The organism is Vibrio anguillarum (assembly GCF_003390515.1).
Classification (GTDB): domain Bacteria; phylum Pseudomonadota; class Gammaproteobacteria; order Enterobacterales; family Vibrionaceae; genus Vibrio; species Vibrio anguillarum.
The window spans coordinates 1,285,997-1,306,515 of the sequence record NZ_CP031479.1; the positions used below are offsets into that span (position 1 = coordinate 1,285,997).

Consider the following 20,519-nt stretch of genomic DNA (forward strand, 5'->3'; position numbering starts at 1 on the left):
ACGCTTATGGTTTATTTCGGTCTAAAGAGCGTTGACGCAGCAATTTTTGCTGCTGGTACAGTGCGGCTTTAATCAAGAGATCTTGGTCAGTATCTCGCAGTAAATCGTATTTCATCGTGATGAGATAGTGTTGCTCGTCCGCTTGGCAATCAATCACCGAACTATAGCAATAAATAGCGGCTGCAGGGTGGTCCAAAAACAGTTTACAGCGGGCTTGGGTACCAATCTCTAGTGCATTTGGATAACGAAGAGAGAAGCGACTGGCACCAAATGTGCTGGTGATGAAGCGTGAATGTGGCTCATCTTGCTGTGACAGCATAAAGGTTAGCAACAAATTCAGTTTCGAATTTTGAGTATCAAGTAACTGAACGACGTGCTTGAAATCACTATTTTTCAGTTCTAGTCGTGCACTTTCGGTGAGTGCATCCAACTGGCTAAACTCACTGGCCACAATAAATGGGGCAGGAATCTCCGCTTCAAATATTGATTGGGAAGGTAGCATAAATGTGCTGTCTAAAAGTTCAATATTGGTTGTCAGTCCATAGTGAACCGTAAAAAATTCTTGCTCGGTCATAAAGGCATCCTTCTCATCGCTTTGTTGATTATCGTCATACCGGCGAACTAATCAAGGTATGTCCTTGTTATCGAGTCTATTTAACCGATTTTTGGCAAATTAAAGCTACAACCTTCCACCGTTTCTCGTTACAGTACTGAGCATCACTTTTAGGCGGTTTTTCTTATGTTTCATCCTATTTCGGCGTTCATCGGCTTGCGTTATTTACGTGGGCGATCCGGTGATAGATTCAGTCGATTTGTCTCTTATATGTCTACGGCGGGAATAACCATTGGCGTGATGTCACTGGTGACGGTGCTTTCGGTCATGAATGGTTTTGAATCCCAGCTCAAAAATAGAATTTTAGGTGTGTTGCCTCAGGCTGTAGTTTCGCAAAATGGCGATCGCACTTTGCTCACGCAAGATGTGCCTCAATTCATTAGCCAGCTCTCTAGCGCCAGAGCGGCTGAACCGATTGTACGCAGTGAAGCGGTTGTTCAAAGCTCATCGCAACTGACCGCAGGCTTGTTGGTGGGAATTGAACCTAATCAACATGATCCGATTGCGGCGCACTTGATTGCGGGTCAAGTGAGTGCGCTCAAGCCGGGCGAATATCAACTCTTCCTTGGCCATTCACTGGCGCGGGCGCTCAACGTGACAATTGGCGATAAAGTGCGTTTGATGGTCACTTCAGCTAGCCAATTTACCCCCTTAGGTCGTATTCCTGCGCAGCGTAATTTTACAGTCGCAGGCATCTTCAATACGGGGTCTGATGTGGATGGACAGCTGATGCTGACGCACATCAAAGATGCAGCGCGATTGCTTCGTTTACCACCAAATACTGTGTCGGGATGGCGGCTCTTTTTTGATGATCCTTTTGTGGTTGCAGACCTAGCTAGCGCACCTTTGCCTGAGGGATGGCAATGGAGTGACTGGCGAGATCAGCGTGGCGAGTTGTTCCAAGCTGTTCGCATGGAAAAAAATATGATGGGTTTGATGCTTGGGTTGATTGTTGGCGTGGCGGCTTTCAATATCATTTCCGCGTTGATCATGGTGGTGATGGAAAAACAAGCTGAGGTCGCGATTTTGAAAACGCAAGGCATGACAGATCAACAAGTACTGGCCATTTTTATGGTTCAAGGCGCGAGTAGTGGAGTGATTGGTTCGCTTGTCGGTGGTGTGTTAGGCGTATTGCTGGCGGATAACCTCAATGGATTATTAGAAAGCATGGGTGTAGCGCTGTTCTCTGTGGGGGGAACGCTGCCTGTAGTGATTAACCCCATGCAAATTATGTTGGTGGTGATAGCAGCCATCACGCTCAGCTTATTCGCGACACTGTTTCCTTCCTACCGCGCGTCATCCGTAAAACCTGCCGAGGCTTTAAGATATGAATAACCTTTTACAATGCCATAACGTATGCAAAACCTACCAAGAAGGGGAGCTACGGACTCAAGTGCTAAAAGGCGTCAGTTTTGGCATTCAAGCGGGGGAGTTAGTCTCAATTATTGGGACTTCTGGATCTGGGAAAAGTACGTTATTGCACATTCTGGGTGCACTGGATGAGGCAACCGAAGGTTCAGTGTCGTTTTTAGGTCAGGATTTATCGAGCTTAAGCTCCAATAAACAAGCGAACATTCGCAATCAACATTTGGGTTTTGTGTACCAGTTCCACCATTTATTAGCCGATTTCACCGCTCTTGAGAATGTTGCCATGCCGTTGCTTATTGGTGGCCAAAAAGCATCGCGTGCTAAACAGGCCGCGCAAGCATTGTTAGAAAAAGTGGGGTTGGGACATCGTTTATCTCATCGACCCTCTGAGCTCTCTGGTGGAGAGCGGCAGCGGGTAGCGATTGCGCGAGCGCTTGTTAATCAACCCGATTTGGTGTTAGCCGATGAGCCTACGGGCAACCTTGATCACAAAACGGCGCTGGCGATTTATGATTTGATGCGTCAAATGAATCAAGAGTTTGGCACGGCATTTTTAGTGGTAACGCATGATAGCGAACTTGCTGAAAAAATGGACAGACAGATGCACATGCAAGATGGTTTGCTGATTAATGTGGAGGCACCGTAGATGTTCACCTCGCTCTCTTTAGTGATTGGTCGGCGTTTTAGCCTGGCAAAGCAGCGTAATAAAATGGTGTCGTTTATCTCGCTCTCTTCCATTATCGGTATCGCTGTGGGCGTTGCGGTGATCATCGTGGGTTTGTCGGCGATGAATGGTTTTGAGAGAGAGCTGCAGAACCGCGTGTTATCTGTCATTGCACACGGAGAGTTTGAAGGAGTTCAACAACCCATCGCGAACTGGTCGTCATTAGTCAAGCAAGCCGTGCAGCATCCAAAAGTGGAAGCGGCCGCTCCTTATGTAAAATTGACGGCATTAGCGGAGAAAGGCGCGCAACTGAAAGCGATTGAGGTGCGTGGAATTGATCCGCAAATGGAGCGCGCCGTGTCGCGTTTATCTCAATTTGTCTCTTCCGATGCATGGCAAGGTTTTGTCGCAGGTCAGCAACAGGTCATTTTAGGCAAAGGAGTGGCGGATAAATTGGGCGCGGCAGTCGGTGACTATGTCACTTTGATGATCCCCTCTGCGAATGAGAGCGCTAAAGTTCAAGCGCCAAAGCGCGTGCGCGTCAAGGTCTCAGGGCTTTTGGAACTCAATGGCCAAATTGACCACAGCCTTGCGTTAGTGCCATTGGCAGATGCACAAGCTTACGCCAAATTAGGAGAGCGAGTGACGGGCGTTGCTATCAAGGTCTCAGAGGTATTAAATGCAACTCAAATTGTAAGAGAGGTCGGCAATACGCTTGATCAATACGTCTATCTACGCAGTTGGCAGCAAAAATTTGGCTTTTTGTACCGTGATATTCAGCTGGTCAGAACCATTATGTATTTGGTGATGGTGCTGGTGATTGGTGTGGCGAGCTTCAACATCGTTTCAACACTTATGATGGCGGTAAAAGATCGTGCGGCTGAAATCGCCATTTTGCGCACTATGGGCGCGACCGATGGATTAGTGAAACGAATTTTTGTCTGGCAGGGTGTTTTCTCTGGTGTATTAGGCAGTGTGATAGGTGGCGTGTTAGGTGTGCTGATTGCGTGGAATTTAACAGCGTTAATCAAAGGATTAGAACGGTTAGTCGGCCATCAGTTTTTGTCTGGTGATATCTATTTTGTCGACTTTTTGCCATCACAAGTGAACCTATCGGATGTGGTGCTTGTCTCTTCCACGGCGATTGTGTTGAGCCTATTAGCTACTTGGTATCCGGCCTCTAGGGCCAGTCAACTGAATCCGGCGTCTGTGCTTAGCGCTAAATAATCTCAACTCGGATTCTTTTCGTTCATCAGCATTGAGCTATTTTTAGCAAACAAAAAGGACCACTTGGTCCTTTTTCAACATCATGCGACATCGTTTTACATGCTCAGTTGTATAGCCAGTCTCAATCTCTTGAAGCTTTTATCTCGCTTGGCGCTTTTGCCAGCTTCTTACGACAGAATAGCGCCATAAACCGTGAATGCCGAAGTAGCCGATTATGGCGGATATCACTCCGCACATCATGCAACCTAAAAGGAATGGCGGACCAATGGTACTCATTTGTTGCATGATAAAATGCCAAGAGAGTTCAAAGTGAAATGGTTGTGGTGGTGTTTGCATTACCCATGCGCCAAGCTTGTAGGCGAAGTAGAACAGCACTGGCATGGTGATGGGGTTGCTAATCCAGACCAAGGCTACAGAGAGCGGTAAATTGACGCCGCACATAATGGCAAGGCCAGCGGACATGATCATTTGACTCGGAAGTGGAACAAAAGCCATGAACAAACCTACGGCGAAGGCGCCCGCTGCTGAGCGGCGGTTCAAACACCATAAATTGGGGTTGTACAGCACATTGCCAAAAATTTTTAATGCCTTCTGACGCTTAATCACTTCATGGTTAGGCATAAAACGTTTGATGAACTTTCTTGGCATCGTGACATGACTCTCTTATCTAATTACTGGACCCTAGCTTCGTTTTCGCTAACCGCCATTTCTGCTTCTTATTGGCCTTGGATGCCAGATTGGAAATGGATTATGCCTCTATTCGCCATTCTTATACTCTCTGTCGTTTATAGAAAACTGCGCTTTCTCTCAGGAGTAACAATGGCTTTAATGGTCATTGTGATCAGCGGGAACTTATTACGTGAGCAGTCCAACACTATTTTTCAGACAGGTTCGGATATTACCATAAACGGACAGGTTAACAGCTTTTTTAGACAAATTACTCATGGTTATGAAGGAACAATTTCGATTCGATCAATCAATGGTCAAACCTTAGGCATTTTTTTGCGGCCCAAGGTGCGATTAATTGCTCCTTTACCGTTGAAGTATGGTGACGTGGCTGAATTCTCCATCACAGTAAAACCTATCTTTGGTCGGTTAAATGAGACCGGGTTTGATGCAGAGGCGTACTCTTTGAGCCAAGGTATTGTGGCTCGTGCAACGGTTAATAATGGACAGTCTTATCGCATTGAATCATTACCAGAATGGCGAGCACAATGGTACCAGAAGATCAAAACCTGGCTCGCTGATGATCCCAATCTTGGTATTTTAATGGCGCTTACGTTTGGTGAGCGCAGTGATATTTCAACGGCACAGTGGAAAGCATTACGAGACAGTGGGCTGATTCATTTGGTTGCCATTTCTGGTCTGCACATTGGCATCGCGTTTGGTTTTGGTTATAGCCTTGGGCTCGTATTGATGCGTTTGCATCATCGCATGGGGTGGTCGCCATTCGTCGTAGGAAGCTTGTGCGCACTAGGCTATGCTTGGTTGGCTGGCTTTACCTTGCCCACTCAACGCGCGCTCATCATGTGTTTGCTCAATGTGGCGATGATTGTCCTCAATGTCCGTATCAATACTTTGCAGCGACTGCTTATGACGTTATCGGCGGTGCTGCTTATCGATCCTTTTGCTGCGTTATCCAGTAGCTTTTGGATGTCCTTTATTGCTGTCTCGGTTGTGTTCTACCAACTTTCTCTACCTCAAACTCAGCGATTTTTTTTATGGCGTTTATTGACGATGCAGATTGGGTTAGTGCTGTGTATGCTTCCGGTAACCGCTTATTTTTTCGGTGGGGTCAGTACCAGTGCGGCGCTCTATAACTTAGTGTTTATTCCTTGGTTCAGTTTTGTGGTGGTTCCGGCGATCTTTGTGGCTTTAGTGTGTACGGTTTTGACTTTTGATGGCGCACCTATGGTGTGGCATTGGGTGGCCAAATTACTCATTCCAGTTGATTGGTCAATACATTATTCAAGCCTCAGTTGGTTTCCTATTTCTGAGGCTGTTTTGGCTCTGTTGAGCAGTGCTCTGTTGCTGTTTGTGTTTTCACCGTTGATCTCGCGTTTTGCACTTGCGGTTTACAGCCTTATTGTGATGGTTTCTTGGCTCACCATTCCGATAAAAACAGGTTGGCGGATTGATGTGTTAGATGTTGGGCATGGGTTGGCAGTGTTGATCGAAAAAGAAGGACGCTATGTGCTTTATGATACTGGTGCAAGTTGGCAAGGCGGTGATCACATCCAGGCAACAGTTGCCCCCGTGTTAAACAAACGGGGAGCTACGCAATTAGACGGGTTGATTTTGAGTCACTTGGATAACGACCATGCAGGTGGAAGAGCGGAAGTTGAGCGTGTTTGGCAGCCCAAATGGAAACGTGCTAGTCAAACGATAGCGGGTTACCAACCTTGTATTGCTGGTGAACAATGGCAGTGGCAACAACTCTCTTTTGATGTTATCTGGCCACCAAAAACTGTAGCGCGGGCTTACAATCCTCACTCTTGCGTGATTCGAATCTTTGACCCAAATACCGGTTTTTCAGTGCTTTTACCCGGGGATGTGGATGCTATGAGTGAGTGGTTACTTGCGCGAACAGAGCAATCCTTACAAAGTCATATCCTGCTTGTACCACACCACGGTAGTAGGACATCTTCTACTGTTGCTTTGATTAGTAAGGTGAACCCTGAAGTCGCTATTGCCTCGCTCGCCAAAGGCGGACGCTGGCAATTACCTTCCGCACAGGTTGTTCAACGCTACCAACAACATGGAGCAAACTGGTTGGATACGGGTGAAGCAGGGCAAATTAGCGTTATTTTTGGCATGCAGAATTATCAAGTTAGCAGCTTGCGTATCTCTCGCTCTCAGGCTTGGTATAGGCAGATGCTCCGTAACGAGGTAGAATGAGCGCAATATTTTCTTAAAAACAAAGCATTTCTATGTCACTCAATACTGACGAAACCACTTGGCAAACCTTCAAACGCCTGTGGACCTATATCCGCCTATATAAATCTGGCCTAGCAGTTGCGGTTGTCGCATTGATTATCAATGCGGTCTCTGACACCTATATGGTGTCGTTACTTAAGCCTCTTCTAGATGAAGGATTTGGTAATGCGGAATCCGATTTTTTGCGAGTGCTGCCTTTTATTATTTTGGGGATGATGGCGCTACGTGGTTTAAGTGGGTTTGTCTCCTCGTACTGCTTGAGCTGGGTTTCTGGCAATGTTGTGATGTTGATGCGTCGAAAAATCTTCAATCAATTCATGCACATGCCTGTCAGTTTTTTTGATAGAGAATCAACGGGTGGTCTATTATCACGTATCACCTATGATTCAGAGCAAGTGGCTGGGGCGACCAGTCGTGCATTGGTCAGCATTGTTCGCGAAGGTGCGAGTATCATCGGCCTATTGACCTTGATGTTTTGGAATAGCTGGCAGTTATCTTTGGTATTAATCGTGGTTGCGCCAGTGGTTGCGATGGGGATTGGCATTGTCTCTAAACGTTTTCGCAAGATATCAAAAGGGATGCAGACCACCATGGGTGATGTGACCTCTTCAGCAGAGCAGATGCTAAAAGGGCACAAAGTCGTACTGAGCTATGGTGGACAAGACGTAGAGCGTAAACGTTTTGACCATGTCAGCAATCAAATGCGCCAACAAACAATGAAGCTGGTTGCAGCGCAGTCCACTGCTGACCCTATTATTCAAATGATTGCTTCTTTAGCACTTGTCACTGTGCTGTTTTTAGCCAGCGTTGATTCTATCCGTGCCGAATTAACACCAGGTACTTTTACGGTGGTGTTCTCGGCAATGTTTGGCTTGATGCGACCACTGAAAGCGTTAACGAGTGTTACCTCTGATTTCCAACGTGGTATGGCGGCCAGCCAAACATTATTTGAGCTGATTGATTTAGAAACCGAGCGCGACACTGGCCAGTTTGAAGCCGAAAAAGTACGTGGTGACGTTAGAGTTCAGGATGTGACCTTTACTTATCAAGGTAAAGAAAAACCAGCGCTGTCTCATGTGAGCTTTGAGATTCCTCAAGGTAAAACGGTCGCGCTTGTTGGGCGTTCCGGCTCAGGGAAAAGTACTATCGCGAGCCTCTTGACTCGTTTTTATGATGTCGATTCAGGTGCTATCTATCTAGATGATCATGATATTCGCGATTATAAACTGAAGAACTTGCGCACCCACTTTGCGCTGGTTTCGCAAAATGTTCATCTCTTCAACGATACCATTGCCAATAATATTGCTTACGCGGCAGAAAATGAGTATACGCGTGAGCAAATTGAGCACGCGGCTAGGCTTGCTCATGCCATGGAGTTTATCAATAGCATGCCTGATGGCTTGGATACCATGATTGGTGAGAATGGAGCCAGTTTATCGGGTGGTCAACGTCAACGAGTAGCGATTGCACGAGCGTTATTACGTGATGCACCCGTACTTATCCTAGATGAGGCGACTTCTGCGTTGGATACAGAATCTGAGAGAGCGATTCAATCAGCACTTGAAGAGCTACAAAAGAATAAAACGGTATTGGTCATTGCGCACCGCTTGTCGACGATTGAAGAAGCCGATGAAATTCTAGTGGTCGATGAGGGTGAAATTATCGAACGTGGTCATCATGCTCAGTTAATTGCACAGGATGGGGCGTATGCCCAACTACATCGAATTCAATTTGGTGACTAATCAGTGATTGAAAAAATCTGGTTCGGACATCACACAGCGTGTTTTTTGTTGTGGCCACTGTTGTGGCCACTGAGTGTCTTGTTTCGGTTGGTCAGTCAAGCACGTAAGCGAGCATTTCAAGCGGACAAAAAAGAGCGCTATAAAGCTCCTGTTCCTGTGGTGGTGGTGGGTAATATTACCGCGGGTGGTAATGGTAAAACACCGTTGGTTGTATGGTTAGTGGAAGCTTTACAAGAACAAGGCTTCAAACCAGGAGTTGTTTCGCGTGGGTATGGTGGTAAGGCTCCGGTTTATCCATTAGTGCTGCAAAGTGATACGCCAACCGCTCACTGCGGTGACGAACCTAAATTGATTCACCAGCGCACGGGGGCTCCGGTTGCTGTTGCACCAAAGCGCTCACAAGCAGTGCAAGCCCTGCTTCCGTTGGGTGTTGATGTGATCATCACTGACGATGGCCTTCAGCACTATGCATTGGAACGTGATCTCGAATTTGCAGTCGTGGACGGCGTTCGTCGCTTCGGTAATGAGCAGTTCATGCCTTTAGGTCCGTTAAGAGAGCCACTCTCTCGGTTAGCGGAAGTTGATTTTATTGTGACTAATGGCGGTCAAGCTCAATATGGCGAATTGGCTATGCACCTTTCACCTAGCTTAGCCGTGAACTTAGTGACAGGTCAGCAAGCGCCAGTGAGCCAGTTACCTGCATTAGTGGCTTTTGCTGGCATTGGTTATCCCACGCGCTTTTTCAATACATTAGAAGCTTTAGGTGCAAAGACGGTATTGACCCAAGGTTTTGCTGATCACCGAGAGTATCAATATTCAGAATTAGAGGCGCTTGCGCAACATGGAGCAAACGTCATCATGACAGAAAAAGACGCAGTGAAATGTGCGGCCTTTGCACAAGAAAACTGGTGGTATCTTCCCGTTTCTGCGCAATTTAGTTCGCCAGATGAAAGGCGTATTTTGGACAAAATAAAAGAGGTAATGGAGTCATATGGATCACCGTCTGCTTGAAATTGTAGCTTGCCCTGTATGTAAAAGTAAGTTGACTTATGATAAAGAAAATCAAGAGCTTATTTGTAAGTTAGATCGTTTGGCCTACCCAATAAAAGAAGGGATTCCTGTGTTGCTTGAGCCAGAAGCGCGCAGCATGACGATGGATGAGGGACGATAATGGCTTTCACCGTTGTTATCCCTGCTCGTTATCAGTCAACTCGCTTACCTGGCAAACCTTTGGCCGATATCGGCGGTAAACCCATGATTCAGTGGGTTTATGAGCAAGCGTTACAATCGGGAGCTGAGCAGGTCGTTATTGCTACTGATGATGCTCGTGTTGAAGCGGCTGTCCATGCGTTTGGTGGCAATGTTTGTATGACATCATCACATCACGAGTCCGGTACTGAGCGTTTAGCCGAAGTGGTGAAATTAATGGGCATTGCCGATCACCACATTATTGTTAACGTACAAGGTGATGAGCCACTCATTCCACCGAGCATCATCAAGCAGGTCGCTAACAATTTAGCCAACAGTAGCGCGCCGATGGCGACTTTAGCGGTTGAAATTACTGATCAAGCTGAAGTGTTTAACCCTAACGCGGTTAAAGTGGTAACAGATCAAGAGGGTTACGCGCTGTATTTCAGCCGTGCGACAATTCCTTGGGATAGAGACAATTTTGCAGCTGGTGGTCAAACGGTGATTCAGCCATTGCTACGTCATATTGGTATTTACGCTTATCGGGCTGGTTTCATCAATACTTATATCAACTGGCAACCCAGTGTACTTGAGAAAATTGAGTGTTTAGAGCAGCTTCGAGTACTGTGGTATGGTGAAAAAATTCACGTTGCCGTTGCTAAAGAAGCACCACCTGCTGGGGTAGATACACCAGAAGATTTAGAGTTAGTGAGAGCGATAGTAAGCCAACGTTAGCTAAAAAAAGGAGCAATTATGCTCCTTTTTATCACCGAGTTAATTACGGTTTTATGCGTGCCATGACCTGATCTTTTACGATGAAGTGATGATAAAGAGCCGCTGCGATATGACCACCGATAACAGTCAATACAATCACCTGCATTACTTCACCGTGTAAAGTTTTCCCTATGTTATAAAGCCAATCACTCTTACCTATCAATGAGGGAATAGCATCGCCTGCCAGAGTTAATGTCCGACCTTTTCCTGCAAAACGCAGATAACCACTGATTGGAACAAGCAATGTAAGGAGGTAAAGGGCAGCATGCGCTCCATATAGCAGCTTCTGCATAAGGTCACTTTCATACACTGGCGCTGGTGCTGTTGTGCTTAGTTTTACGGCTAAACGAATCATCGATAATCCAAAAACAGCGACTCCAAACCATGCATGTAAGTTCAGCCATAACACTCGCATTTCGCTACCTTTATCGGAGAATGAACGAAATGAATCGCTTAAAAACAGCAATACGAACAGTAATGCTATAACCCAGTGTATAGCGATGATGATTTTGTTGTGCTTCATTAGTTAAATACCCTTATAAATATTGGTGATTTTATTTAAGCAAATATTTAATGAATGAAATGTGAACAAAGCTGTAAGGATGTATTACAAATATTTTTTTAATAAAAAATGCGCAACGAATGAGGTCGCGCATTATGACGTCGATATTTAAGGTAACGACTTGTTCTTATGTGTCACGTTCGCCGTGTGGTGGGCAAGTCGCTAAAATTTCACGTCGGCCACTCTCTTTGACTTCCTCTAAAATGACATCAAACCCCCATAAACGGTAAAGGTGTTTTAGTACCTCATGACAGCTTTGATCTAAAGGAATTCTATCGTGTGGAACGTGTTGAAGCGTCAGTGAACGATCACCACGTACATCCACGTTATAAACTTGAATATTCGGTTCTAAATTACTGAGATTGTACTGTGCCGCAAGCTTTTCACGGATGGCGTGATAGCCAATATCATCGTGAATGGCACTAACTTCAATAAAATTCTTGCGATCGTCATCCACAATGGCAAACAGCTTGAAATCGCGCATTACTTTAGGTGAAAGATACTGGCTAATGAAGCTCTCGTCCTTAAAGTTGTGCATAGCAAAATGAAGCGCATCTAACCATTCTGTGCCAGCAAGCTCAGGAAACCATTCCCTGTCTTCATCGGTTGGCTCTTCACAAATACGTTTAATATCTCGGAACATAGCAAAGCCAAGTGCATATGGATTGATGCCACTAAAATAGGGGCTGTTGTAAGAGGGTTGTGCGACGACACTGGTGTGGCTGTGTAGAAACTCAAGAATGAATTTCTCAGAAACAAAACCTTCATCATAAAGGTGATTCAAGATAGTGTAGTGCCAGAATGTGGCCCAGCCTTCATTCATCACTTGCGTCTGTTTTTGTGGGTAAAAATATTGGCTTATTTTCCTCACAATACGAACGATCTCCCGTTGCCATGGCTCAAGCAGTGGCGCATGTTTCTCAATGAAATAAAGAATGTTTTCTTGTGGCTCACTTGGAAAACGAACTTTAAGATCTTCTTCTTTGGTTTTTGCTTTGGGCACGGTGCGCCACAGTTCATTAACTTGTGATTGTAGATAAGCTTCGCGCTCTTCTTGACGTGCTTTTTCTTCTGCTATCGATATTTTTTCAGGTCGTTTATAGCGGTCAACACCATAATTCATTAACGCGTGGCATGAGTCGAGCAGCGATTCGACTTCGGGTACGCCATATTTTTCTTCGCATTCTGAAATGTAGTTTTTGGCAAACAAGAGATAGTCAATGATAGAGCTCGCATCCGTCCAAGTTTGGAAAAGATAGTTGCCTTTGAAAAACGAGTTGTGTCCATAGCAAGCGTGCGCCATCACTAAGGCTTGCATAGTGACGGTGTTTTCTTCCATCAAATAGGCAATGCATGGGTCTGAGTTAATAACGATCTCATACGCGAGCCCCATTTGGCCATGTTTGTAACCTTGTTCCGTTTGAATAAATTTTTTGCCAAATGACCAGTGGCTGTAATTAATCGGCATGCCAATGCTGGAGTAGGCATCCATCATCTGCTCGGAGGTAATAACTTCAATTTGATTAGGGTAAGTATCGAGACGATAAAACTCAGCTACCCGGCGTATTTCAGTATGGTATTTCTCCAAAAGCTCAAACGTCCAGTCAGGTCCGTCTGGTAACAATTTGCTCTTGCGTTTTGAAGTGCCTTTCGCTTTTGTTGTCATTAGTATGCCTCCCTAAGCTGTTTCCTTTTGGAATAGCTCCCTAAATACAGGGAATATGTCATCCACGGTGCGAATGTTTTTAATCGCAAAATTGCCAAATGAGGGTTGTAATTTTTCGTACTCGTGCCACAAGGTTTGGTGTGAGCGACGAGTGATTTCAATATAAGCGTAATACTGGCAATATGGCAAAAGCTTATTGGTGAGGAGTTCTTTACAACGAGGCGAATCATCAGCCCAGTTATCACCATCGGATGCTTGAGCTGCGTAGATATTCCATTCGCCGAGTGGGTAGCGTTGTTCAATGATTTCATGCATTAATTTCAGGGCGCTAGAAACAATCGTGCCGCCTGTCTCTTGAGAGTAGAAGAACTCGTGTTCATCCACCTCTTTGGCTTGCGTATGGTGACGAATAAACACCACTTCGACATTTTCATAAGTGCGAGTTAAAAATAGATACAGCAACACGTAAAAACGTTTGGCAATATCTTTAGTCGCTTGATCCATTGAACCCGACACATCCATTAAGCAGAACATAACAGCTTGGCTCGATGGAATGGGGCGCTTTTCAAAGTTTTTGAAACGCAGGTCAAACGTATCAATAAACGGCACACTTTCAATTTTTTTACGCAACGCTTCGATTTCTTGCTTAAGTCGCTTCTCTTCTAATACTTGAGCGGGCTCTCTATTTTGAATGCGCAGTAACTCTTCTTCTAATTCCCCCATTAAACGACGTTTTCCCGCTGTCATTGCGGTGCGGCGAGCCAGTGATTGTTGCAAAGAGCGAACTACAGCAATGTTCGACGGTACACCTGCCGTTTTGAAACCCGCGCGATGAGTTTTCCATTCTGTAATCTTATTGATTTGATTTTTTTCTAGATTAGGCAATTCCAGATCTTCAAACAGTAGATCAAGATATTCATCTTTAGAGATTTGGAAAATAAATTCATCTTGGCCTTCGCCATCAGCACTCGCATCACCTTGTCCTGAACCATTGCCTTGTCCGCCACCTTTAGGTCTCTCAATTTTATCACCAGTAATAAACTGGTCATTACCCGGGTGAACTCGTTCTTTTAGGCCGCCTTTTCCTTGATGAAACACGGGTTCTTTGATGTCGTGATTTGGGATCGACACATCTTCGCCAGACTCGGTGTTGGTGATGGAGCGACGATTCACTGCGTCTGCAACAGATTCTTTGATCTGCTCTTTATGACGGCGTAAAAAGCGTTGTCTATTGACCGCGCTTTTGTTTTTACCGTTCAATCTTCTATCGATAAATTGCGCCATGAGTATCCCCTTGAAAACGTCACCTTTACGTTAGCCATTGTTCGTATGGCTAACGCATGTACAGGTTTTGGTTTGCTTGAAGTTAAGAAGATTTACGGACGCGTAAATACCACTCAGACAACAGCCTTACTTGTTTTTCTGTATAACCTTTCTCCATCATACGAGCGACAAAATCGTCGTGTTTTTTCTGGTCATCCGATGAGGTTTTGGCATTAAAAGAGATAACAGGAAGTAGCTCTTCGGTATTTGAGAACATTTTTTTCTCAATGACGGTACGCAGTTTTTCGTAACTGGTCCAAACCGGATTTTGTCCATTGTTGTGCGCTTTCGCACGCAGTACAAAATTGACGATTTCATTTCGGAAATCTTTCGGGTTACTAATGCCTGCTGTTTTCTCGATTTTTTCTAACTCGTTATTGAGCGATGAACGATCGAAAAGTTGGCCAGTTTCAGGATCACGATACTCTTGGTCTTGGATCCAGAAATCAGCATAAGTAACGTAGCGGTCAAAAATATTTTGACCATATTCAGAATAAGATTCCAAATAAGCCGTTTGAATCTCTTTACCAATGAACTCGACATAACGAGGCACTAAGTAGCCTTTTAAAAACTCCATATATCGTTCAGCGATTTCTTGAGGGAACTGCTCGCGTTCAACTTGCTGTTCGATGACATAGAACAGATGAACGGGGTTAGCCGCAACTTCCGTTTGGTCAAAGTTGAATACGCGCGACAGTATTTTAAAGGCAAAGCGAGTCGATAAACCAGACATACCTTCGTCAACACCTGCGTAGTCACGATACTCTTGATAGCTTTTTGCTTTTGGATCGGTATCTTTTAGCGTTTCACCATCGTAGACGCGCATTTTGGAGAAGAGTGACGAGTTTTCCGGCACTTTTAGGCGCGAGAGGATACTAAATTGACCAAGTAATTCTAGTGTGCTTGGTGAGCATGGCGCTTTGGATAGTTCGCTGTGTTCAAGCAGTTTTTGGTAAATTTTCACTTCTTCCGAGACGCGTAAACAGTAAGGGACTTTAACGATATAAACCCGGTCCAAAAACGCTTCGTTGTTTTTGTTGTTACGGAATGTCTGCCACTCTGATTCGTTTGAGTGCGCTAAAATCATGCCATCAAAGGGTAGGGCGGATAACCCTTCTGTCCCGTTGAAGTTTCCTTCTTGCGTGGCGGTTAAGAGTGGGTGAAGCACCTTAATTGGCGCTTTGAACATCTCAACAAACTCCATTAACCCTTGGTTGGCTTTACAGAGTGCACCGGAATAGCTATATGCATCGGGGTCATCTTGCGAGAAATGCTCGAGTTTTCGAATATCCACTTTCCCAACCAGTGACGAAATGTCTTGGTTGTTTTCGTCACCGGGCTCTGTTTTTGCGACGGCAATTTGATCGAGAATTGAAGGTCGTACTTTGACGACTTTGAATTTGGAAATATCGCCACCAAACTCGTGTAAGCGTTTGGCCACCCAAGGTGATGTAATTGAGCGTAAATAGCGTTTTTCTATCCCATATTCCTGCTTGAGGATTTCGCCATCTTCAACCACATCAAACAGACAAAATGGGTGGTCATTGACTGGGCTACGAACGCCATTTGCAGACAAAACATAAATAGGCATTTGTTGCATTAAAGCTTTGAGTTTCTCCGCCAGTGAAGATTTACCGCCACCAACTGGACCGAGTAGATAGAGAATTTGTTTTCTTTCTTCTAAACCTTGGGCAGCGTGTTTGAGGTAGGAAACAATCTGTTCTATGGCTTCTTCCATGCCATAGAAATCCTCAAAAGTTTTATAACGAGAAATCACCCGGTTAGAGAAAATGCGACTCAATCGGGGGTGTTTTGCTGTGTCTATCAGCTCAGGCTCACCAATCGCCATTAACAGCCGCTCTGCTGCATTGGCATAAGCACTTTTATCTTCTTTACACAGAGCTAAAAACTCTTGCAGTGATAGCTCTTCATCCTTGGCGGCTTCATAGCGTGCCTGAAAGTGGTCAAAAATACTCATAGTGAATTCCCCTCTGAAAACTGTCTAACTGACAACACCGCTTAAAAACACAAATTAATAACAATTTAAGACTAGTCCGAGTTTGACAATTTTGCTTAACAATTATGTGTTTATTTAAATTTCGTGACAGTAATAACGTCGATCAGGTTGAACTATTTAGTGTATGAATATCAAGAGTTCGAGGGATAAGTTGGTGTTGAAGTTAATAACTGCGAGGGGGAATGTAAAAAAGACGCAGTGTCTGCGTCTTTTCATCTTTCGTCAGCCTACCTTGCTAGGTATTAAAATTTAGGCATTAAAAATTTGTGTAAATTCTGCGGTTGACAAATGGTATTGGCGAGGACAATTACGCCAAGCCGTTAACATGCGACGATATTTATCTGACATTGGCATTTGGCTGTTGAAGTGGTGATCGGCTTTATCAAATTGTGGGTAAAGCCCTTCAGACTCAACCAAGAAACGCACGTAATGAACGCGTTGTGACTCTTTAGCGATATCAAACCCTAAAAAGTGCAGGCGGCGCTGATCCACATTTTTGCTTTCTGCATCGGAGAGCATTTTGTGTGATTCTTGCATAGCGTGATACATCTCCATGATGTCGATCACTTCGCGGCACTCCGCTTCGGTCAAGCAGCCAAATTCTTTGTTGAGTTCTCGCATTTGCAGTTCATAACCACGTTCTACAATGGTTTGTAACCGCTTGTATTTTTTGGCGTTGTTGGGATCCATCTGTGACATCAAAAAATACTGATTAGATAGAATCAGTCGTTGAGCGTTGGTCATTTCCATGGAGGTAGCCTCACTAAATTTTATGTTCTATTTGATGGCATAAGGTTAACAGCAATTATCGACAATGAAACATGATCTCAACACGGATTTAATATGGAAAGTATAAAATGTGTGCAATTCTTGTCACTTTTTGTGTAAGTGGTTATAGATATAATCTTTGTCGGAAAAGACACGCAACCATTCCGGCTTAAATACGGATAGTATCGCTAACGCCATACCATTGAGCAGCCCTTCTGGGAAAGCGAGTAAAGGAACAAAAATTAGGTAATTATCGCGGATGACTTGCCAGCCATGTTGCCCAAGAAGCAATTGATAAGCGGTGTTAATGGCCAAATGCAGGCTACCCGTCAGGCCGCCATTTAAAAAACCAGCCACAAAAATAAACACAAAAATGTTGCGCGGTAGATAATGATAACTCAAAGCAAACAAAGCATAACTAACTAGGATTGGCAGTAGCGATGATAGTAGTAAGTATTCGGGGATGTTAAAGAAGGCCAGTTTACCGACCACCGCCAGTGCGAATGTAACAGGAATAGTTATAACAAATGCGCAGCGCCAGCCAAACATCATCGTGAGGGTTGTTAAACCGAGAAAATGGATAGGCAATCCTTCGGTCACTCCGGCTTGAGCTAACCACAAAAGAAAAAGCGCAAAAGAGGCAAAATAGGTGAGATGCTGAAAGGATTTCTCGGCCTTAAACTTTGTCCAAAATGAGTATTTAAAATCGCGAAGGGTCGTTAACCCAACAAGTAGCAGGAGCAATAGCACCGCAAGTTGTTCCTGCTGCATGGCTAGCCTCTCTATAAAAATACCAGCATTATGCTGGCATTTTTATGGTTATTAAATCAAGCAATCAATATTTTATGTTTGAGTGATACTGAGCTAAGATCCCAACGATTTTGTCCATGGTCTCTTTTGACGGCGGATTCACACCTTCTAATGGGTATTCTAGCCCCATTGCTTCCCATTTATGAGCGCCCAATTTGTGATAAGGCAGCAGCTCTACTTTCTCGATGTTATCCATATCTTTAATAAAATCACCAAGCATATGAGCCGCTTCTTCGTCATCAGTGTAGCCAGGAACAATCACATAACGGATCCACGTTTTTTTACCTATGGTGTGTAAGTAGCGCGCGAAATCTAAGGTTCGCTTATTCGACACACCAATAAAATCATGGTGGATCTCATCTTTCATGTGTTTGATGTCTAAGATCACTAAATCAGTGGCATCGAGTACTTCATCAATCACGTCTGTGTGTTTGCGAATATAACCGTTGGTATCTAAGCAGGTGTGAATGCCCTCAGCTTGCGCTGCGCGGAATAAATCACGAACAAATTCAGGTTGAAGCATAGCTTCACCGCCTGAACAGGTAATTCCGCCGCCAGAGGCTTTCATAAAATGGCGATAAGATTTTGCTTCGGTAATGATTTCTTCAACAGTCACTTCCTTGCCTTCATGGGTGTCCCATGTGTCACGATTATGACAATACATACAACGCATTAGGCAGCCTTGCATAAAAACAATGAAGCGAATTCCAGGGCCATCTACCGTGCCACAAGACTCAAAAGAATGAATACGACCAGTTGTTGACATCAGTTCATCTCGAATAGGTTATTTGCCCGTTATTTTATTACAAATGGTAGGGATTAAGTAGGGTTAATGTGCAATTGCCGCCGCATATCCTAAACCATATGTTGTGGCTCAAAATGAATGCCATGAAATTCTGCACATTGACTACACTGTATAGAAATAAGAACTCGTTGAATGCGATAGGGTTTAAATAAGGAATAGTTCATGGATGTACAGTTTTCTCAAAAGCAAAAAATCAGTCTATTTTTAGTTATCCTTTGTGTTGGTTTTTTAGGTTTAGGGATTTATACCGCAAAGAGCTTGATGGGAATGGATGAACAGTATCGCTCCAGTGGCGAAGTGGCATCCGGTTCTGTGGCGATATTTACTACTCAAGCAAATTTGTTGTCGCTTGCATCAGAGCTAAACAACATGCAAGGCAATCAGGTCAACTCGATTTTGAATAAATTGGATCAGTTGATGGGAGAGGTGAATGCTAATGTTGCTTTCCTGCAAAAGACCAATTTTGCTCAAGAAGGGGAAGTGTTGCTCAAGGCGGCCAAACAATTTGACCAATTTTTGCGTCCTTGGTTGCAAGTGAAATCAGAGGTGGGTTTCAACGTTAACGAAGGTAAGCTGGGTGAGCTGAAAACGTTGGCCACCACGATAGAGAAAAAGATAGATGAGACGGGGATGGTTACAATCAACTCGGATTTTCAAGCCATGGTTAAGGCGCAGCAAAATTATTTATTAGAACCCACGGAGCAAAACTTAAAACTGTTTAATCGTGCTATGGCCAGTTTCGTCAATATGTCTGATTCTTATTCGATGTTGGATCTGTATGAAAAAGAGATACAACAATTTAAACAGGCTTTTTTACGTGTGAGTGAACTGTCTCAGCAATTGCAAGTGATGGAGAAACAAAGAGGCGATACAGAGGCGCAAGTTAAGTCGGTGATTCAAGATATTTCAACCAAGCTTTCCGCGTTGAGTGAGCAATATCAGTTGGCCGCAAAAACGACCGCATCGCAAACACAGTGGTCTGTATTGGCGGCCTGTGCGTTACTTGCCATATTGACCATTGCTATTTTCCTTACCTTTAGTTTTTCTCTTTCTCGTTCTTTGTCGCAAACTATTAACGTGTTGAACAATATCTCGCGTGGCGATTTGTCACGCCGTATGCCGATGACGAATAACGAAAAGGACGAATTCAATCAACTGGCATTGGCCATTAACCAAAGCTGTGAAAATTTAGGGAAATTGGTGAGTGGTGTGCAGAAAAGCAGTGAAGCCTTGTCTGGTGATGCCGCATCACTGAATGTTGGATTAGACACTTTGGTGACAAATCAATCTGATGTTTTGGGACAAACGCAATTATTGGCATCGGCCACAGAAGAGGTCAGCGTGACGACCCAAGAAGTCTCTAACTCATTGGAGTTTGTTGCGGAACTCAGCAAATCTTCTATGCAAAGCGCAGAAGAGGGAGGAAAAGTGATTTCCGTTGCTATTACGTCACTGGTTGAGGTTGGTAAAATCCTAAGCTCGGCCGCAGGCCACATTCATCAACTTGAACAAGCTTCTGCAAAAGTAGACTCGGTGATGGACATCATTAATGGTATTGCCGAGCAGACTAACTTATTGGCACTCAATGCCGCAATTGAAGCGGCGAGAGCGGGAGAGCAAGGTCGTGGCTTTGCTGTTGTCGCTGATGAAGTTCGAAGTTTAGCAGTAAGAACGGTCAATGCCGTGGCCGAAATTTCCGGCACTATTGATACTATGCAAAAGGAAAGTGCGGAAGTAATCACTTATATTGCGCAATCTGAGCAGTCTATGCAGAGTGGGCAAGAGAAAGGTAATGAGGCAATACAGGCCATCGCGCAAATTATCAAAAAAGCAGATGAAGCGGCGAATAAAACAGAAGCCATTTTTGCATCGATCCGAGATTTGGCGACGACTAGCCATTCAATGGCAGATAATATGATACAAATATCTAGAGCCATGAAAGCCTTGGAAGAGAACAATGAACAGTTAAGAGCAACCAGCCAGATTGTGGATAAACGCTCTAGCAGCCTAAGTGTAGACTGCCAAAGTTTCACCATATAATTTCAGTTTGCTAAA

18 protein-coding genes are annotated in these 20,519 nt (G+C 44.4%); 9 read left to right on the forward strand and 9 right to left on the reverse strand.

The window, feature by feature from the left end; translation table 11 throughout:
* Nucleotides 1-4: 4 nt before the first annotated feature.
* The gene (locus tag DD616_RS10030; RefSeq protein ID WP_017048079.1) at nucleotides 5-574 is read right to left on the reverse strand and encodes a hypothetical protein; all 570 of its coding nucleotides are present in this window, start codon (nucleotides 572-574) and stop codon (nucleotides 5-7) included.
* A gap of 165 nt (nucleotides 575-739) precedes the next feature.
* Here DD616_RS10030 and lolC point away from each other — a divergent pair, with 165 nt between their 5' ends.
* The 3 genes from lolC to lolE are packed head-to-tail and all read left to right on the forward strand — an operon-like array spanning nucleotide 740 to nucleotide 3,872.
* On the forward strand, nucleotides 740-1,948 hold the full coding sequence (gene lolC, locus DD616_RS10035) for a lipoprotein-releasing ABC transporter permease subunit LolC (RefSeq protein ID WP_208872244.1): 1,209 nt from the start codon (nucleotides 740-742) through the stop codon (nucleotides 1,946-1,948).
* Nucleotides 1,941-2,627 (forward strand): lipoprotein-releasing ABC transporter ATP-binding protein LolD, encoded by a 687-nt coding sequence (lolD, locus tag DD616_RS10040; RefSeq protein WP_013856530.1) that lies wholly within the window; start codon nucleotides 1,941-1,943, stop codon nucleotides 2,625-2,627. Before lolC ends, lolD begins: the two co-directional genes overlap by 8 nt.
* The gene (gene lolE / locus DD616_RS10045; RefSeq protein WP_013856531.1) at nucleotides 2,628-3,872 is read left to right on the forward strand and encodes a lipoprotein-releasing ABC transporter permease subunit LolE; all 1,245 of its coding nucleotides are present in this window, start codon (nucleotides 2,628-2,630) and stop codon (nucleotides 3,870-3,872) included.
* Between the two features lie 138 nt (nucleotides 3,873-4,010).
* Here the strand turns inward: lolE and DD616_RS10050 are convergent, their stop codons facing one another.
* Nucleotides 4,011-4,520 (reverse strand): DUF2062 domain-containing protein, encoded by a 510-nt coding sequence (locus tag DD616_RS10050; RefSeq protein WP_010319231.1) that lies wholly within the window; start codon nucleotides 4,518-4,520, stop codon nucleotides 4,011-4,013.
* A 6-nt stretch (nucleotides 4,521-4,526) separates the two neighbouring features.
* Here DD616_RS10050 and DD616_RS10055 point away from each other — a divergent pair, with 6 nt between their 5' ends.
* The 5 genes from DD616_RS10055 to kdsB are packed head-to-tail and all read left to right on the forward strand — an operon-like array spanning nucleotide 4,527 to nucleotide 10,474.
* A complete protein-coding gene (locus tag DD616_RS10055) occupies nucleotides 4,527-6,770 on the forward strand; it encodes a DNA internalization-related competence protein ComEC/Rec2 (RefSeq protein WP_231140415.1) in 2,244 nt (747 codons plus the stop codon).
* Nucleotides 6,771-6,802: 32 nt separating this feature from the next.
* A complete protein-coding gene (msbA, locus tag DD616_RS10060) occupies nucleotides 6,803-8,551 on the forward strand; it encodes a lipid A ABC transporter ATP-binding protein/permease MsbA (RefSeq protein ID WP_017045180.1) in 1,749 nt (582 codons plus the stop codon).
* A 3-nt stretch (nucleotides 8,552-8,554) separates the two neighbouring features.
* Nucleotides 8,555-9,562: a tetraacyldisaccharide 4'-kinase gene (lpxK, locus tag DD616_RS10065; protein ID WP_208872245.1), complete on the forward strand. Its 1,008-nt coding sequence runs from the start codon at nucleotides 8,555-8,557 to the stop codon at nucleotides 9,560-9,562.
* Entirely contained in the window at nucleotides 9,543-9,722 is a 180-nt protein-coding gene (locus DD616_RS10070; protein ID WP_013856535.1) for a Trm112 family protein, read from the forward strand. Before lpxK ends, DD616_RS10070 begins: the two co-directional genes overlap by 20 nt.
* Nucleotides 9,722-10,474, forward strand: a complete 753-nt coding sequence (kdsB, locus tag DD616_RS10075; protein WP_017045182.1) for a 3-deoxy-manno-octulosonate cytidylyltransferase — start codon at nucleotides 9,722-9,724, stop codon at nucleotides 10,472-10,474. Before DD616_RS10070 ends, kdsB begins: the two co-directional genes overlap by 1 nt.
* A gap of 43 nt (nucleotides 10,475-10,517) precedes the next feature.
* Here the strand turns inward: kdsB and DD616_RS10080 are convergent, their stop codons facing one another.
* The 7 genes from DD616_RS10080 to pflA form a co-directional block, all read right to left on the reverse strand.
* The gene (locus DD616_RS10080; protein WP_017045183.1) at nucleotides 10,518-11,036 is read right to left on the reverse strand and encodes a cytochrome b; all 519 of its coding nucleotides are present in this window, start codon (nucleotides 11,034-11,036) and stop codon (nucleotides 10,518-10,520) included.
* Nucleotides 11,037-11,202: 166 nt separating this feature from the next.
* Nucleotides 11,203-12,741, reverse strand: a complete 1,539-nt coding sequence (locus DD616_RS10085) for a SpoVR family protein (RefSeq protein ID WP_013856538.1) — start codon at nucleotides 12,739-12,741, stop codon at nucleotides 11,203-11,205.
* 12 nt (nucleotides 12,742-12,753) lie between these two features.
* A complete protein-coding gene (locus DD616_RS10090) occupies nucleotides 12,754-14,025 on the reverse strand; it encodes a YeaH/YhbH family protein (protein ID WP_017042294.1) in 1,272 nt (423 codons plus the stop codon).
* Between the two features lie 82 nt (nucleotides 14,026-14,107).
* On the reverse strand, nucleotides 14,108-16,042 hold the full coding sequence (locus DD616_RS10095) for a PrkA family serine protein kinase (protein WP_208872246.1): 1,935 nt from the start codon (nucleotides 16,040-16,042) through the stop codon (nucleotides 14,108-14,110).
* Between the two features lie 288 nt (nucleotides 16,043-16,330).
* Nucleotides 16,331-16,831 (reverse strand): YfbU family protein, encoded by a 501-nt coding sequence (locus DD616_RS10100; protein ID WP_013856541.1) that lies wholly within the window; start codon nucleotides 16,829-16,831, stop codon nucleotides 16,331-16,333.
* 123 nt (nucleotides 16,832-16,954) lie between these two features.
* Entirely contained in the window at nucleotides 16,955-17,620 is a 666-nt protein-coding gene (locus DD616_RS10105; RefSeq protein ID WP_208872247.1) for an energy-coupling factor ABC transporter permease, read from the reverse strand.
* Between the two features lie 64 nt (nucleotides 17,621-17,684).
* Nucleotides 17,685-18,425 (reverse strand): pyruvate formate lyase 1-activating protein, encoded by a 741-nt coding sequence (gene pflA / locus DD616_RS10110; RefSeq protein ID WP_208872248.1) that lies wholly within the window; start codon nucleotides 18,423-18,425, stop codon nucleotides 17,685-17,687.
* Between the two features lie 201 nt (nucleotides 18,426-18,626).
* On the opposite strand from pflA, the gene DD616_RS10115 reads away from it, so the two are divergent.
* Nucleotides 18,627-20,504 carry a methyl-accepting chemotaxis protein gene (locus DD616_RS10115; RefSeq protein ID WP_208872249.1) on the forward strand — a complete coding sequence of 626 codons (1,878 nt, stop codon included), beginning with the start codon at nucleotides 18,627-18,629 and terminating at the stop codon, nucleotides 20,502-20,504.
* Nucleotides 20,505-20,519 lie beyond the last annotated feature (15 nt).

What these genes read in the sequence shown, in the direction of transcription:
- DD616_RS10030 (WP_017048079.1), bottom strand. Translation starts at nt 574, where the DNA reads ATGACCGAGCAAGAATTTTTTACGGTTCACTATGGACTGACAACCAAT.
- lolC (WP_208872244.1), top strand. Translation starts at nt 740, where the DNA reads ATGTTTCATCCTATTTCGGCGTTCATCGGCTTGCGTTATTTACGTGGG.
- lolD (WP_013856530.1), top strand. Translation starts at nt 1,941, where the DNA reads ATGAATAACCTTTTACAATGCCATAACGTATGCAAAACCTACCAAGAA.
- lolE (WP_013856531.1), top strand. Translation starts at nt 2,628, where the DNA reads ATGTTCACCTCGCTCTCTTTAGTGATTGGTCGGCGTTTTAGCCTGGCA.
- DD616_RS10050 (WP_010319231.1), bottom strand. Translation starts at nt 4,520, where the DNA reads ATGCCAAGAAAGTTCATCAAACGTTTTATGCCTAACCATGAAGTGATT.
- DD616_RS10055 (WP_231140415.1), top strand. Translation starts at nt 4,527, where the DNA reads ATGACTCTCTTATCTAATTACTGGACCCTAGCTTCGTTTTCGCTAACC.
- msbA (WP_017045180.1), top strand. Translation starts at nt 6,803, where the DNA reads ATGTCACTCAATACTGACGAAACCACTTGGCAAACCTTCAAACGCCTG.
- DD616_RS10070 (WP_013856535.1), top strand. Translation starts at nt 9,543, where the DNA reads ATGGATCACCGTCTGCTTGAAATTGTAGCTTGCCCTGTATGTAAAAGT.
- kdsB (WP_017045182.1), top strand. Translation starts at nt 9,722, where the DNA reads ATGGCTTTCACCGTTGTTATCCCTGCTCGTTATCAGTCAACTCGCTTA.
- DD616_RS10080 (WP_017045183.1), bottom strand. Translation starts at nt 11,036, where the DNA reads ATGAAGCACAACAAAATCATCATCGCTATACACTGGGTTATAGCATTA.
- DD616_RS10085 (WP_013856538.1), bottom strand. Translation starts at nt 12,741, where the DNA reads ATGACAACAAAAGCGAAAGGCACTTCAAAACGCAAGAGCAAATTGTTA.
- DD616_RS10090 (WP_017042294.1), bottom strand. Translation starts at nt 14,025, where the DNA reads ATGGCGCAATTTATCGATAGAAGATTGAACGGTAAAAACAAAAGCGCG.
- DD616_RS10095 (WP_208872246.1), bottom strand. Translation starts at nt 16,042, where the DNA reads ATGAGTATTTTTGACCACTTTCAGGCACGCTATGAAGCCGCCAAGGAT.
- DD616_RS10100 (WP_013856541.1), bottom strand. Translation starts at nt 16,831, where the DNA reads ATGGAAATGACCAACGCTCAACGACTGATTCTATCTAATCAGTATTTT.
- DD616_RS10105 (WP_208872247.1), bottom strand. Translation starts at nt 17,620, where the DNA reads ATGCAGCAGGAACAACTTGCGGTGCTATTGCTCCTGCTACTTGTTGGG.
- pflA (WP_208872248.1), bottom strand. Translation starts at nt 18,425, where the DNA reads ATGTCAACAACTGGTCGTATTCATTCTTTTGAGTCTTGTGGCACGGTA.
- DD616_RS10115 (WP_208872249.1), top strand. Translation starts at nt 18,627, where the DNA reads ATGGATGTACAGTTTTCTCAAAAGCAAAAAATCAGTCTATTTTTAGTT.